Source organism: Arthrobacter sp. ZGTC212 (assembly GCF_002929255.1).
GTDB lineage: Bacteria > Actinomycetota > Actinomycetes > Actinomycetales > Micrococcaceae > Arthrobacter_B > Arthrobacter_B sunyaminii.
On the sequence record NZ_PJIJ01000003.1, the window covers coordinates 241,209 to 255,019 of the forward strand.

Consider the following 13,811-nt stretch of genomic DNA (forward strand, 5'->3'; position numbering starts at 1 on the left):
GGAGCCGTCCGGCAGTCCTGCAGCAGCGGCCTGTTGGAACCGCACCGCCGGGGCTAGCATTTTTCCTATCGGCCCAGGCGGCTGCCGGTGCCATCCTCAGTTCAGCGTCGGCTTCCTGTTTATCTCCAAGCCGGCTGAGGGTCCGGGACCGGAATAAGGTCCCGGCCTTGCCCTGTAAGGAGAATGACCGTGTGGTCCCACAACCTCGGAATTTCACCCTTGGAGGCCCTCTGGGTCATCCTTTCTGCGACTGGTATATATGCCGCATTTTTCGTCCTGATCCGGACAGCCGGGCAGCGCGCACTGGCCAGCTGGTCCACGATGGACAAGGCCATTGTGATTGCTTTCGGGTCGGTGCTGGGGCGGGTGGTTTTGGGCTACACGCCTACCCTGGCCGCCGGCGTCATCGGCTTGGCAACTATGTTTGCCCTCTTCCGTTTGGAAGCCGTCCTGCGCCGGACCAGGCGGGGTGCCTACTTCTCCAGCAAACCGATCCTGCTCATGGCGGGGGAGCAGGTTCTGCAGGCCGGACTGCGTTCAGCCAAAATTGTGGAGGACGAGCTGTACTTCAAGCTGCGCCAAGCCGGCATCAGGAACTTTTCCGAAGTTGCGCTTGTCGTACTGGAACCCACCGGTGATGTCTCGGTCCTGCGGCGCGGGGAGCTCATCGACCCGCTGCTGCTGCGCCGAATCCCCAACAGGGACAGCATTCCGGCCCACCTGGTGCTGCCCGGCTGAGCTGATCCAAGCTGCGGGGATGCCCCGTTTTGCCTTTCGGTAGATCTCGTGTAGAGTCTTACTCAGTTGTTGGTTGTTGCGCATTTTGTATTTCAAGCGGCGAAACCCAAACGGGCTAGCCGCTTTTCTGTAAAAGCGGTAAATGAACACCGCGACTGAAGCTCCCCGAAAGTCGGGACCAGCTTCACTCCAGAAGGAATATTAAAATGGCTACAGGTACAGTAAAATGGTTTAACTCCGAAAAGGGCTTCGGCTTCATCGAGCCCGATGACGGCAGCGCCGACGTGTTCGCTCACTACTCCGCTATCAACTCCAATGGTTACAAGTCCCTGGACGAGAACCAGAAGGTTAGCTTTGATACCGAGCAGGGCCCCAAGGGTCCCCAGGCTACGAACATCCAGGCGCTCTAATTTAGAGACTTCGGTTCAGTACTAGTACTGAATTGCCTTACAAAAGCAGGACGGGTTACCCGTCCTGCTTTTGTGTTTAACCAGGAACCTTTCTCCTAGGCAGGGACCACGCCGAAATACGCCTTGTAGGAGGCGCCGGAGCCGGAGACCAGTCCGCTCTCAACTTTGTATCCGATACCGTGGAAATCGGTGTTCGGGGTTCGTGCCGCGAGCAGCACCATCTGTTTGGCGGAAACAGTAATGGAGGAACTGCCAATCCGGTCATCGCCCAGGTTGAGGGCGTTGTTGATGGCGCCTCCGATGCTTGGCATCAGTGTTTTCAGCGCCGGGCCGGCGACGGCTGCGATCACGGGTCCCACAACCGGTATCAGCCCAAGAGCCAGCGTGCCGGCGGCATGCACGCCCATCACCACGTTCTGGATGTCTTCCTTGTACTTGTCCGGGTCGCCAAAATCGTTTTCCATCACAACGGCGCAGATATTCATGCCGTATGGACGTCCGCGGTAAACCTCGATGAGGTCCGGCCGGGACTCACCAGCGTCAACATCGTTATAGATCCCGGACCGGTGAACCGTAGCCACCTGCGGAGAGGTGACGCCCATAATGACGTAGGGTTCGTCCGCTGACGAACTCTGGTCCCAGTCCGTCTCACCGAAACAGTACAAGCCGGTGTAGTGCACGACGACGTCACGCAGGTCGATCGCGCCGGTGTCGGGCCACCAATAGATCCCGCCGTTTTGAAACTCATTGGCCCGGCCGCCTTCGGCAAAGTCCACCTCGTCGCTGACCGGATAACCAAGATATGAGGTTTCCCAGCCCATGGCTTCCCAGCGGGCACGGATGTCACCGTAAACAGCGTGGGCACCGGTCCCCGGCGTCCAATACACGGAGCCGGCGTTGCTGAAGTGGTTAAACCTCCCGACGCCGTCGGGCGTACCGGATTCATCCGTCACGGGATAACCGAGCGGTGAGCGTTCCCATCCTATTTGTGCCCACTTCTTCCGGATGAGCCCCCAGATCCCCGCGGCACCCGTGGCTGGCGTCCAGTAGATTGAAGCTGTGTTGGCGTTGAAGTGGTTGAACCTCCCAACGCCGTCCGGGGTTCCGGTCTCGTCAGTGCAGGGTATGCCCCATGCCATGCCGCCCAGGGCGAGCCACTTCGCGTAGATGTCGCCGTGGATTTCGAATGCGGCGAACATGTCCGGGTTGTAGCAAAGGCAGGATCCGTTTGCGAAGGTCCAGATCTTTCCCTCCTCCTTGCTTACCGGTTCGCCAAGGGCGGCAGCTCCGCCGAGGGCGTCGTATTTCCGGCGCAGGTTTCCCTCCCCGGAAATCAGGGGAGGGAGCTTAATGCGGTCGGATATTTTTATTCTCCCGGTCCCCGGGGTCAGTGGTGTGCCGGCAGGCACACGGTGGGTATCCGGCATGATTCCATCTCCTTGCTTGAGGCGGCGCACCGGCCCGGGACGGGCCGTAACTGTTGCCGTTGTTCCCTCAACGTAAATCCGGTCAGCGCCCCTTCACGGCTGCGTTTCCAAGGTGGAATCACCCCTCGACAGCGAGGGGAGGCAGGGCAAAAACACTGAACGGATTCCACGGCACACGTATCGTTTTTGGCCGTGGATCTCTAAAATGTGATGGACGGACAGGGCAGGAGCGCTCCCATGGACTTGGACCTGGCGTGCGTATCAAGTTTTCTGATTCTTGTGGACGAGAGGCATTTCGGCCGTGCCTCTGCTCGGTTGCACCTCTCTCCCTCAGCCCTCAGCAAAAGGCTGCAGCGGCTCGAGCACCAGCTTGGGACCGGGCTGGTGGAACGGGGACCCTCGGGCATGCTGGCCCTGACTCCGGCCGGATCCAGATTTGCCAGGGAAGCCGGACCCCTGCTGACTCATGCCGCCGCGGTCCGGCATGCAGCAACGGAGGCATCTGCTCCCTTCCGCGTTCGGCTGGGCTTCCCGGGCGTCATCGGCGAGCACATAACGCGAAGCGAGCTGGCTGAGCTTGGAGCCCTGATGCGGCATTTGGTGGCGGGGGTCGCGCTCAACTGCCGCGGCGTACCTTTTCATTCACTGACCGACGCAGTGCTGGTCGGAGCGGTTGATGTGATCCTGACGGCGTCACCGGTGCAGCATTCCGGCATCGATTCGAGTCCGCTCGTCACTGTGGATCGGAGCGGAATAGTGCCCGCCCGCCATGATTGGGCCAATGCCAGCGTTCAGGTTGAAGAGTTTGTGCAGGAACCGATGGTCTATGACTCATCATTGCCGGTTGGCTGGATGGCGCAGTGGTATCTGGGAGATGTCCGGCCTGCCCAAGAGGCCAGGCTGGTGGATATCCGGGCCGATGATTCATCGGCTGTGCTGGCGAGCGTGGCCGGCGGCGCGGGTTTTGCGGCATTCCCCTCACCGTTTGCCGGGCACCTGGATCCAAGGCTGGCGGCGGTCCAGCTGGTAGGCGTGCCCCCGATAACCTTCTTCGCCGGGTCCCGTCACGGGGACCACCGTGAGCCGGTCACGGCCCTCATCCACGCCCTTCGTACATTCTTCACACGGGCAGCGGGTCAGCCGCAGAGCGTGCGGCTTCCTGCAGCCGCCGGGTAGCAGAACGGCGCCCCCATCAGCGTCTGTGTACGGGGCGCCGTTCTTTTTTGTAGCCGAATCAGTCCCGGGCGCGCAGGGCACTTTCGCGCAGGTACTGTTCCACCCGCGTATAGGCGTCGCGGGTGAGAGCCTTCCAGAGTTCCACGGCCAGACGCGGATTCTCTTCCTCAAGGGTGTCCATGGCGTCAGCGGTGAGAACCTTGAGCCGAACCGGTCCGGCGGCCTTCACTGTTGTTTCCTGACGTTTGTCCGTGCCCAGGGCCATCTCGCCGAAGGTCATCCCCGGGCCCAGAGTGGTGAGTTTGATCCGGGAACCGTCCGGTGCCGGCATGGAGGTGGCAATGTTGCCGGCGACGATGAAGAACACGCCTCCGAAACGCTGGCCCACCCGCCGGACCACGTCGCCGTCGTCATAAGAACGCTCTTCCATGAGGTCCTGGACGGTTTGGGCATCCTCGGGATCCAGCTGGTTTAAGGCCGGCGAATCGACCGGCTCCATGACGTCCGGGAGCACCAGTTCACTGCCGTAAGCATCAATGAGATGTGTCTCGCAGTATTCAACGGCAGCGTTGCGGGTGGGGAAGGACGGAACCTCGCGGCCGCGTGCGGCCAGATCTTCGGTGACCGTTCCTTCGCCGTCCACCAACACCAGGCCCCGTCCGTTCAGCGCCAGCATTTCGGCGGACTCGGCGAACAGGCGAAGGGCAACCTCGGAGACTTCGTCAACGCTCCGCAGGTCCAGGATCACCATTTCGACGTCGTCGTCCAGGTTGGAGAGCGCCCGCACCACCGACTCGGCACCGGCAAAGAGAAGATCCCCGTTCAGTTCCAGCACCTGGGCGCGGTGGCCGTGGCTGCGCAGCACCTCAACGGCTTCGTCTGTGCGCCGGATACCCGACGGCGCGGCAGTGATGTCATAGACGTTGCGGATGGCAGAACGGCCGGTGCGGGCAGCGCGGACAAAGTGCAGTTGCATGTCGTGGGAGATCCGCTGGCTGGTGGCAACCCCGCGGACACTGGAGCCGTGGGCGTCCAGCGGAGGGGAATAGACCGCCAGTCCAACCTGCCCGGGCAGCACCGCGATGGTTCCGCCGCCAACCCCGGACTTGGCGGGCATACCCACGCTGGACAGCCAGGCGCCGGCGTCGTCATACATGCCACAGGTGGTCATGACGGAAAGCACCCGTTCCACCGGTTCAATTTCCAGTACCTGATCGCCGGAGAGCGGGTTGCGGCCGCTGTTGGCCAGCGTAGCGGCCATCATGGCCAGGTCCAGTGCATTGACCATTACCGAGCATTGGCGGAAATAATCCTTGATGACCGGAGCCGGGTCGGATTCGATGATGTCAAAGGAGCGCAACAGGTACGCGAGAGCGTGATTGCGGTGGCCTGACTTTAATTCCGACCGGTAAATCCGTTCACTGACGGACAGCTGGCGCCCGGCGAAGGCCGAGTACGTGTTCAGGATCCGCTTGAAGCGGGTGCTGCCGCCGGAGCCGCGGACCAGGGAGGTGGCAGTGAGGGCGCCGGCGTTAATCATGGCGTTGGCAGGCCGCCCGGTGCCTTCGGCAAGGGAGATCTCATTAAAGGAATCCCCGGAGGGTTCCACATCCACCTTCGCGTCCACGGCGTCCATTCCCCTGTCGGCCAGGGCCAGCCCGTAGGTGAAGGGTTTGGAGATGGACTGGATGCTGAATTCCTCCCGGGTGTCGCCCACCTCGTAGACATATCCGTCGGCCGTGGCCAGCGCAATGCCGAAGTTATTCGGGTCCACATTCGCCATGGCAGGAATGCTGCTGTACGGCTTGCCGTCCTTGAGTTCCGCTATTTCGGTGTGAATCCTGCGGAGGTATGTCTCGATGGGGGAGGAGCCGGGATAGGAGCCGGACGCGGACGGGGACGTCGCCGCGTGAGCGGCAGTCACGGAGGAAGTGGAACGCATCTCTCAAGCCTAACGAGTAGCGCGGAAAGGGGGTGACGCCTGGGAGGCCTCTGTGTATACTAATTTCAGTTGCAGTGTTGCGCATGTTGATAGTCCAAGCGGCGAAACCCACATCAAGGGCCAGCCGCTTTTTCTGTAACATGCCGCGTACGGCACAGCAACGTGAAACTCCTCGAAGGTCGGGGGTGGTTTCTTTAGAAGGATGATTAAAAATGGCAACAGGTACCGTGAAATGGTTCAACTCCGAAAAGGGCTTTGGCTTCATCGAGCCCGATGACGGAAGCGCCGACGTTTTCGCTCACTACTCCGCTATCAACTCGAGTGGCTACCGCTCCCTCGAAGAGAACCAGAAGGTTAGCTTCGATACAGAGCAGGGCCCCAAGGGTCCCCAGGCCGTAAACATCCAGGCCCTCTAAATCTAGACTTTGGGTTCCCCCGGGAACCGGCTTGAATAAGTTGCAGGACGGGAAGAAATTCCCGTCCTGCTTCTGCGTTAACACCTCGTTCTGCAGGTGTCCGGTGTCTGCCGCCTCCTGATCGGAGTACGGGGTCGTGGACAACAGGGTCTAGAGCGCAGCGTCCGCCGGTGACCCGGAACAGCGGCTGCTTGCCCTCAAGGGGTGGCGCTTCGGCCGTGCCGAGACGATTTCCGCTCTGTTCCCGAGCGAGTTCATACTATGTAGGACAACATTTGGCGCGGACGCATTGTCCGCAGCCGTCCGGGCACCGCCCGCCCCACCGATGGAGAACAAAAGATGCGCCGAATTCCCGTCCGCTCGTCGGCTGCCCTTCTGCTGACGGCGCTGACACTCAGCGCTTGTTCCGCAGGATCGGGCGCCGGCCAAAGCGGCTCCGGCCAGGACGGTGCGGGGAACGGTCAGGAGAGCGGCGGCGTCGTCGTCGCATTGACGGGTGAACCCGCAAACCTGGACTTCACCACTACGGCCGGCGCTGCCATTCCGCAGGCGCTGATGGCCAACGTGTATGAGGGACTCGTGGAAATCGACCAGGACGGACAGATCCAGCCGCTGCTCGCGGAGTCCTGGGACATCAGCGGGGACCGGACTACTTACACTTTCACCCTGCAGCCGGGAGTGACGTTTTCCAACGGGGAGGCCTTCACTGCCGACGACGTTAAGTTCAGCCTGGAACGGGTGAAGTCAGACGCGTGGCTGTCCAGCCTGAAATCCAAGATGGATGTGGTGGAATCCGTCACCGTCCTCAGCGACACCGAAGTGAGTGTGAAGCTGTCCCGCCCGTCCAATGCCTGGCTCTTCGACCTGGGCACCCCCGTGGGCGCCATGTTTGATGAAAGCGGCGTCGCGGACCTGGCGTCCACTGCCATCGGCACCGGACCCTTCACCGTCCAGGCCTGGAACCGCGGCGAATCCATTGAATTGGCGGCGCGGTCCGATTACTGGGGGGAGGCGCCCAAGGTGGAGAGTGCAACCCTGCGCTACTTCGCGGATGCCGTGGCTACCACCAACGCCCTCCGCTCCGGAGACGTGGACGTGGTCTACAACATGCAGGCCCCCGAACTGCTGTCCAGCTTCGCGGACGATGACTCCTTCCAGGTTCTTGAGGGGACCTCCAACGGCGAAATCATGCTGTCCATGAACAACGCCCGTCCTCCGTTTAACGACGTGCGCGTCCGCCAGGCCGTGCTGCATGCCGTGGACCGCCAAGCCGTTCTGGACACGGCCTGGAGCGGCTACGGAACGCTGGTGGGTGGACCCGTGCCGCCCACCGACCCGTACTACGAGGACCTCAACGACACCTATCCCTACGACCCCGAAAAGGCCCGCGCGCTGCTGGCCGAAGCCGGCGCGGAAAACCTGGACGTCACCTTCACGGTGCCCACCCGCCCGTACGCCACGGCTGTGTCTGAAATCGTGGTGTCCCAGCTGGCCGAAGTGGGCATCAACGCCACCATTGAATCCGCCGAGTTCCCCGCCGTCTGGCTGGACAAGGTCTTCACCCGCCACGACTACGACATGTCAGTGGTCCTTGCCGTGGAAAGCCGCGACCTGCTCACCATGTTCAACAACCCCAATTACTACCTTGGCTACGACAATTCCAAAATCAAGGACGCCGCGGCAGCAGCGGATGCCGCGGATGAAGCCGGCTACATTTCCGGCATGCAGCAGGTGGTGCGCACCATCAACGACGACGCCGCCGCGGATGTCCTGTTCCTGTTTCCCAACATTGTGGTGGCCAAGGCCGGCGTGACCGGCATTCCCGCCAACTCGGTTACTGAAGCGCTGGACCTGGGCTCAGCAGGGTGGCAGTAGCAGGCCGTGGGTATCCGCCTGCTGATTAACGCTGCCCGGTTTGCCGCCACGTTCCTGGCGGCCACCGTGGCCGTGTTCCTCTTCATGCGTGCCATCCCCGGCGATCCCGCCCAGATAGCCCTGGGCGTCAACGCCACCCCGGAGTTGCTGGAGCAGACCCGCCGGGAGTTCGGCACCGACCGACCGCTGCCGGTGCAGTATCTCGACTGGGTAGGGGGACTGTTCCGGGGTGACTTCGGGGTTTCCTACGTCACCCGCCAGGACATCAGCCCCCTGCTGCTGGACCGCCTGCAGGTCTCGCTCATCCTTGTGGGGCTGGCGATGGCCGCGGCGCTGGTTATCGCCGTGCCGTTCGGGACCATTGCCGCGCTGCGGCACCGCAAACCCAGTGGAGTCCTGCTCAGCGGGCTGAGCCAGCTGGGCGTGGCGGTGCCGGGCTTCCTGGCCGGGATCATGCTGGTGGTGGTCTTTGCTGTGGGGCTGGGCTGGTTCCCGGCCAACGGCTGGACTCCGCCGGGCGTGGACTTTGCCGATTTCCTGCACCGGGTGACCCTGCCGGTGCTCGCCCTGGCTTCCGTCCAAGGCGCTGTCCTGACCCGCTACGTCCGGTCCGCCGTCCTGGAAGTCATGAGCGAGGACTATCTGCGTACTGCCCGGGCCAAGGGGCTCGGCAAACTGGAAGCACTGGTTCGGCACGGGCTGCGCAATGCCGCCGTTCCGGTGCTGACGGTCGCCAGCGTACAGCTGGCGGCACTGATCATTGGCGCCGTGGTCATTGAACGCGTCTTCGTCATTCCCGGCCTGGGGTCCATGCTCCTGGACGCCGTGGGGAACCGGGATCTGCTTACCGTCCAGTCGGTGGTGATGGTCCTGGTGGCCCTCACCCTGATCATCAACCTGGCCGTTGACGTCCTGTATACGATCATCGATCCCCGGCTGAGGAAACGCTCATGAGGACCGCCCGCAGGATCTCTCCCACGCTGCTGGTCGGAGCCGTGCTGGTCACGGTGGTGCTGCTGGCGGCACTGGTGTCCTTTTTCTGGACGCCCTACGATCCGGTCCGTGCATTTCCCGCCGACCGGCTGCAGGGCTCCACCCCCGATCACCTGATGGGCACGGACCGCTACGGGCGGGACGTTTTCTCCGGCATCCTCTATGGAGCCCGCATCACGCTGTCGGTGGGGCTGGTCGCCGTGGGCATCGCCGCCCTCATCGGCACCCCCATCGGTATCCTGGCCGGCATGCGCCGGGGCGCGGTGGACGAAGTGGCGATGCGCGGCGCGGACATCCTGCTGGCCTTCCCCGCCCTGTTGCTGGCGATCATGTTCGGCGCGGTGTTCGGCGGGGGAACGACGACGGCGATGGTCGCTATCGGGATTGGCTCCATTCCCGGCTTCGCCCGCGTTGCCCGGTCCGGCACCCTGCAGGTCATGAGCACCGAATACGTGCTGGCGGCCCGGGCAGCCAGCCAGCCGGCGCTGCGCATCGCCCGCCGGCACGTCCTGCCCAATATTGCCGGGATGGTGGTGGTGCAGTGCTCCGTCACCTTTGGCCTGGCCGTCCTGGCAGAGGCTGCGCTGTCCTTCCTGGGCCTGGGAACGCCGCCGCCGGTGCCGTCCTGGGGCCGGATGCTGCAGGAGTCCCAGCAGTTTCTGGGCACCTATCCGTCGCTGGCGATCTGGCCCGGAGCGGCCATTGCCGTGGCGGTGCTGGGCTTCAATCTGCTGGGCGACGGCCTGCGGGACCGGTTTGATCCCAAACTGAACGGAGAACGCTGATGTCAGCACCGCATGCGGCATCTGTGCCCCTGTTGGAGGTCGCAGGCCTGTTGGTCAGCGCCGGAAGCCGGGTGCTGGTGAAGGATTTTGCCCTTTCCCTGTCCCGCGGTGAACGCGTGGGCCTGATTGGAGAGTCCGGGTCGGGAAAATCCGTGACAGCGGCCGCTCTCATGGGACTGTTACCGGACGAGCTCCGGACCAGCGGATCGGTCCGGCTGGACGGCGTTCCACACAATCTGGTGGGAGCTTCCGACCGCCAGATGAGCCGCATCCGCGGCCGGCGGACGGGAATGGTGTTTCAGGAGCCGCTGAGTGCCCTGAACCCGCTGATGCGGGTGGGCCGTCAGGTGGCTGAGGCGCTGACCCGGCACGGAACCCTCCGCGGCCAGGCCGCCGTGGCGCGCAGTGTTGAGCTGCTGGCGTCCGTACAGTTGCCGGATCCGGCCGAGGCTGCCCGCGCCTATCCGCACCAGCTTTCGGGCGGGCAGCGCCAGCGCGTCATGCTGGCCATGGCGCTGGCCAATGACCCGGACCTGCTGATCTGTGATGAACCGACCACCGCGCTGGACGTAAGCGTGCAGCGCCAAATGCTGCAGCTGATCTCAGAGGGTGTCGCCCGGCGCGGGAGCGGGCTGCTGTTCATCACCCATGACCTGGCCGTGGCGGCCAGCATCTGTGACCGCATTCTGGTGATGCGCGACGGCGTGCTGGTGGAACAGGGACCCACTGCGGACGTGTTTGTCCGGCCGCAGCACGAATACACCCGCGGGTTGCTGGCAGCTTCGGATCTGGAGGCCACGGACAGTTCCGGACGGTTGTTCACGGTTTCATCTGCGGCCGGGTACGTTCCGGGGGCTGCGCGGGAGCAGGCACCTGCAGCGCCGGCGGTCACAGCGCCCTCGGACTCTGAGGGCGCAGAGCCGTTGATCCGGGTGAACGGGCTCAACCGCACCTACCGCCGCGGGCGCAGTTCCCTGTTCCGCGCTCCTGCGGAGGTGGCCGCCCTGCGGGACGTGTCCTTCCAGGTTGCCGCCGGTCAGCGCTTTGGCATCGTAGGGGAGTCCGGGTCCGGCAAGTCCACCCTGCTGCGGATCCTCGCAGGTCTGGACCAGCCGACGTCGGGCTCCGTGCAGGTGGCCGGCAATGAAGTGGGCGGTGCGAAAGAGAACCAGCTGCTGGAACTGCGCCGGCAGCTGCAGATTGTCTTCCAGGATCCGATGGGATCCCTCAATCCCCGCATGCGCGTGCGGGATCTGGTTGCTGAACCGCTGCTGCTGCCCGGCGAGCCGGTGGCTGCCCGGCACCATGCCGGCAAGGTAGCGGAAATGTTGAACGCGGTGGGCCTGCCTTCGGATGCCGCGGAGCGTTTTCCGCACCAGTTCTCCGGCGGTCAGCGCCAGCGGATCGCCATAGCGCGTGCCCTGATCTGCGAGCCCCGCATCCTGGTTGCCGATGAGCCGGTCAGCGCCCTGGACGTTTCAGTGCGGGCGCAGGTGTTGAACCTGCTCTCTGATTTGGTGGACAAATATCGGCTCACGCTCGTGTTCGTTTCCCACGACCTGGGCGTCGTGAAACACCTGTGCGACACGGTGGCCGTCATGCATCAGGGGCGGATCGTGGAGTCCGGTCCAACCGGACAGGTTTATGCCGCTCCGGAGCACGAGTACACTCAACGGCTCGTGGCCTCGTCGCTGTCCCTGCATGCCGGCTCTCCGGCGCGGACCTAGTCCACACCTCGGGCACGAAACTCCACACGTCGGGCACAAGACACAGAAGGCAATACGGCCGGCACAGCGGCAAAACTGGCTATACTTCCAAGCAGCTTCAAGAACTGCGGCCGCCAAGCTCCGACTTGGCCGCATACCAACCCCACGCTCGTTGGGTGGTTCGGATGAAGAAGTGGCCTGCACTCGCCCTCGGGCAACCGGTGCGGGCAAGAGCACGCCGAAAGGACCGGCGCACGTCGCCGTATTCTCATGGACAATTCCGTTTATGCCGCTGACCGCCCTGCCGCAGGCAGGCCTGCTGGCACCGCTGATCCCCGCCGCGCAGCAGAACCCCGGGGAGTTTCCCTTTCGGATTACCGGGTTATCACGGCGGCCCGCCAGGAGTTTCTGGACTTCCTGCTGGCCCGTGCCGAGCATCCGGCATGAACGGGCAGTCCGGGCTCCTGCTGGACACCGCCGTTCTGGCTGACATCCGAAGCCCTGATCCCAGCGCGGCTCTGCGGGATTTTCTGCGGTGCCGCAGCAGCCTGCGGATCTTCATCTCGGCGCTGACCCTGGGCGACCTGCCGAAGCCGGACCGCGCCTGGCTGCAGGAGCTCACCGGCCGCTTCGGCTGCCATATTCTGCCGGTGGACCCCGGGGTGGCACTGGCGTCCACAGGACTGGACCACGACACCGGCACTCTCACCGTGGTGGTGGCTGCGACCGCCCTGCACCATGACCTGACAGTGGTGACCGACCGGCCGGAGGATTTCCGCCGGTTGGGAGCCGCCGCAGTTGACCCGTGGCACCCTGCACCGGTGCCGCCTGCGCATCCGCCCCAGGGTGAGGGTACCGACGCAGGAACCGGTGTAACCGCATAGTCCTCATTCAGGGAATAGTCAAGGGTTGTGGGAGAATACATACATCCCAGTGACCGTCAGCACACCTGCTTTCGGCTGCCCAAAAACTAGAGTTAGGAGTGCTGGCCATGGCCGATGAAAGCACTGTTCCCCCGTCGCGGGTCGCGCACGCGGACCGGATAGATGATGACGGCGGTGCCCCTGCCAAATGGAAGGTTGTCGGTCCCGGACTCGTGGTGGCGGCCACCGGCGTTGGCGCTGCGGACATGGTGGCTACGCTCGTCGCCGGATCCCGCTACGGGTACGGTCTGCTCTGGGCGGTCATCCTTGGTGTCATCCTGAAGATCATTCTGGTTGAAGGTGCCGGCCGTTACACCCTGGCCACGGGAAAGACCATTTTTGAAGGGTGGCGCTCACTCGGCAAATGGACCACCTGGTACTTCGGTCCCTACATTATGATCTGGGGCTTCGTCTACGGGGCCACGGCTATGTCCTCCGCCGCGCTTCCGCTGGCGGCGCTGTTCCCCGCGGTTGATCTGTGGGTCTTTGCCATCCTCATGGGCCTGGCCGGTTTCGCCATGGTGTGGTTCGGGCGGTATGCGACCTTCGAAAAGATCACTGCGGCACTGGTGGGCATTATGTTCGTCACCGTGGTGGGGCTGGCCGTTATTGCCGCGCCCAACATTCCGGAAATGATGTCCGGACTTGTACCCATGATTCCCGAAGGCGGCGTCGTGTACACGCTGGCACTTGCCGGCGGCGTGGGCGGAACCATCACCCTGGCGGCCTACGGTTACTGGCTGCGGGAAAAGGGCTGGTACACGCCCAAGTGGATGCGCGTCATGCGGATCGACAACTCCATGGCGTACGTGATGACCGGCATCTTTGTGGTCGCCATGCTGATCGTCGGTGCGGAAGTTGTCCGGGCCGCAGGGATCTCCCTTAGCTCAGGCGACGAAGGCCTGCTGGACCTGTACGACGTGCTCAAGGCCGAGTACGGCGATTTTGTGGGCACCGGCTTCCTGGTGGGGTTCTGGGCCGCATCCTTCTCCTCGATCATCGGTGTCTGGAACGGCGTCTCGCTGATGTTCGCTGACTTCTGGGGCAACATGCGCGGCAAGGAATCCGGCCACGAAGACACCCGGGTGGGCGGAAAGTACTTCAAGTTCTACCTGCTCTGGCTGACCTTCCCGCCGATGCTGCTGTTCATCCTGGGCAAGCCGATCGGTCTGATCCTGGCCTACGGTGTCCTGGGTTCACTGTTCATGCCCTTCCTCGCGGTTACGCTGCTGGGGCTGCTCAACGGCCACCGCGTGCCGAAGGCCTGGGCCAACAAGCTGCACACCAACATTGCTCTGGGCATCACCGCCCTGCTGTTCATCGCGCTCGGCGTACAGCAGGTGATCGACGCCATCGTCAAGGCGTTCTGACCTTTTTCAGACAGCTGAAACCTCAGTGCAAAACTGCCCTGCCGCGGCTT

General features: G+C 63.4%; 13 protein-coding genes and 1 riboswitch. Of the genes, 11 read left to right on the top strand and 2 right to left on the bottom strand.

All coding sequences use genetic code 11. The features are described 5' to 3' along the window. Positions 1–189: 189 nt before the first annotated feature. Positions 190–738 carry a DUF421 domain-containing protein gene (locus tag CXQ89_RS13370; protein ID WP_258060094.1) on the top strand — a complete coding sequence of 183 codons (549 nt, stop codon included), beginning with the start codon at positions 190–192 and terminating at the stop codon, positions 736–738. A gap of 206 nt (positions 739–944) precedes the next feature. Continuing rightward, positions 945–1,148 (top strand): cold-shock protein, encoded by a 204-nt coding sequence (locus CXQ89_RS13375; RefSeq protein ID WP_104055090.1) that lies wholly within the window; start codon positions 945–947, stop codon positions 1,146–1,148. A 95-nt stretch (positions 1,149–1,243) separates the two neighbouring features. Here CXQ89_RS13375 and CXQ89_RS13380 read toward each other — a convergent pair whose 3' ends face one another. After that, positions 1,244–2,575 carry an LGFP repeat-containing protein gene (locus tag CXQ89_RS13380; protein ID WP_104161620.1) on the bottom strand — a complete coding sequence of 444 codons (1,332 nt, stop codon included), beginning with the start codon at positions 2,573–2,575 and terminating at the stop codon, positions 1,244–1,246. Positions 2,576–2,812: 237 nt separating this feature from the next. On the opposite strand from CXQ89_RS13380, the gene CXQ89_RS13385 reads away from it, so the two are divergent. Then, a complete protein-coding gene (locus CXQ89_RS13385) occupies positions 2,813–3,751 on the top strand; it encodes a LysR family transcriptional regulator (RefSeq protein WP_181032348.1) in 939 nt (312 codons plus the stop codon). Positions 3,752–3,809: 58 nt separating this feature from the next. Here the strand turns inward: CXQ89_RS13385 and glsA are convergent, their stop codons facing one another. After that, entirely contained in the window at positions 3,810–5,693 is a 1,884-nt protein-coding gene (gene glsA / locus CXQ89_RS13390) for a glutaminase A (RefSeq protein WP_104055093.1), read from the bottom strand. Positions 5,694–5,905: 212 nt separating this feature from the next. On the opposite strand from glsA, the gene CXQ89_RS13395 reads away from it, so the two are divergent. The 8 genes from CXQ89_RS13395 to CXQ89_RS13425 all read left to right on the top strand — a co-directional run bounded on the left by CXQ89_RS13395 (position 5,906) and on the right by CXQ89_RS13425 (position 13,761). Further along, complete coding sequence (locus CXQ89_RS13395; RefSeq protein ID WP_104055094.1) at positions 5,906–6,109, top strand: cold-shock protein; 204 nt, start codon at positions 5,906–5,908, stop codon at positions 6,107–6,109. Between the two features lie 339 nt (positions 6,110–6,448). Beyond that, positions 6,449–7,984 (top strand): ABC transporter substrate-binding protein, encoded by a 1,536-nt coding sequence (locus CXQ89_RS13400; RefSeq protein ID WP_104161622.1) that lies wholly within the window; start codon positions 6,449–6,451, stop codon positions 7,982–7,984. A gap of 6 nt (positions 7,985–7,990) precedes the next feature. Further along, on the top strand, positions 7,991–8,938 hold the full coding sequence (locus tag CXQ89_RS13405) for an ABC transporter permease (RefSeq protein WP_104055096.1): 948 nt from the start codon (positions 7,991–7,993) through the stop codon (positions 8,936–8,938). Beyond that, positions 8,935–9,762 carry an ABC transporter permease gene (locus CXQ89_RS13410; RefSeq protein ID WP_104055097.1) on the top strand — a complete coding sequence of 276 codons (828 nt, stop codon included), beginning with the start codon at positions 8,935–8,937 and terminating at the stop codon, positions 9,760–9,762. The genes CXQ89_RS13405 and CXQ89_RS13410 overlap by 4 nt, the downstream gene beginning before the upstream one ends. After that, a complete protein-coding gene (locus CXQ89_RS13415; RefSeq protein ID WP_104161623.1) occupies positions 9,762–11,489 on the top strand; it encodes an ABC transporter ATP-binding protein in 1,728 nt (575 codons plus the stop codon). Before CXQ89_RS13410 ends, CXQ89_RS13415 begins: the two co-directional genes overlap by 1 nt. Before the next feature lie 95 nt (positions 11,490–11,584). Then, positions 11,585–11,708: riboswitch (SAM riboswitch) on the top strand. Positions 11,709–11,738: 30 nt separating this feature from the next. Beyond that, the gene (locus CXQ89_RS18375) at positions 11,739–11,915 is read left to right on the top strand and encodes a hypothetical protein (protein ID WP_181032349.1); all 177 of its coding nucleotides are present in this window, start codon (positions 11,739–11,741) and stop codon (positions 11,913–11,915) included. Next, positions 11,912–12,352, top strand: coding sequence for a hypothetical protein (locus tag CXQ89_RS13420; RefSeq protein ID WP_104161624.1), 441 nt, complete (start codon positions 11,912–11,914; stop codon positions 12,350–12,352). The genes CXQ89_RS18375 and CXQ89_RS13420 overlap by 4 nt, the downstream gene beginning before the upstream one ends. Before the next feature lie 107 nt (positions 12,353–12,459). Next, a complete protein-coding gene (locus tag CXQ89_RS13425; RefSeq protein WP_104055100.1) occupies positions 12,460–13,761 on the top strand; it encodes an Nramp family divalent metal transporter in 1,302 nt (433 codons plus the stop codon). Positions 13,762–13,811: the final 50 nt, after the last annotated feature.

Excerpts from the sequence above, each read along its gene's own strand:
- CXQ89_RS13375 (WP_104055090.1), top strand. The coding sequence starts at position 945 with ATGGCTACAGGTACAGTAAAATGGTTTAACTCCGAAAAGGGCTTCGGC.
- CXQ89_RS13380 (WP_104161620.1), bottom strand. The coding sequence starts at position 2,575 with ATGCCGGATACCCACCGTGTGCCTGCCGGCACACCACTGACCCCGGGG.
- CXQ89_RS13385 (WP_181032348.1), top strand. The coding sequence starts at position 2,813 with ATGGACTTGGACCTGGCGTGCGTATCAAGTTTTCTGATTCTTGTGGAC.
- glsA (WP_104055093.1), bottom strand. The coding sequence starts at position 5,693 with ATGCGTTCCACTTCCTCCGTGACTGCCGCTCACGCGGCGACGTCCCCG.
- CXQ89_RS13395 (WP_104055094.1), top strand. The coding sequence starts at position 5,906 with ATGGCAACAGGTACCGTGAAATGGTTCAACTCCGAAAAGGGCTTTGGC.
- CXQ89_RS13400 (WP_104161622.1), top strand. The coding sequence starts at position 6,449 with ATGCGCCGAATTCCCGTCCGCTCGTCGGCTGCCCTTCTGCTGACGGCG.
- CXQ89_RS13410 (WP_104055097.1), top strand. The coding sequence starts at position 8,935 with ATGAGGACCGCCCGCAGGATCTCTCCCACGCTGCTGGTCGGAGCCGTG.
- CXQ89_RS13415 (WP_104161623.1), top strand. The coding sequence starts at position 9,762 with ATGTCAGCACCGCATGCGGCATCTGTGCCCCTGTTGGAGGTCGCAGGC.
- CXQ89_RS18375 (WP_181032349.1), top strand. The coding sequence starts at position 11,739 with ATGGACAATTCCGTTTATGCCGCTGACCGCCCTGCCGCAGGCAGGCCT.
- CXQ89_RS13420 (WP_104161624.1), top strand. The coding sequence starts at position 11,912 with ATGAACGGGCAGTCCGGGCTCCTGCTGGACACCGCCGTTCTGGCTGAC.
- CXQ89_RS13425 (WP_104055100.1), top strand. The coding sequence starts at position 12,460 with ATGGCCGATGAAAGCACTGTTCCCCCGTCGCGGGTCGCGCACGCGGAC.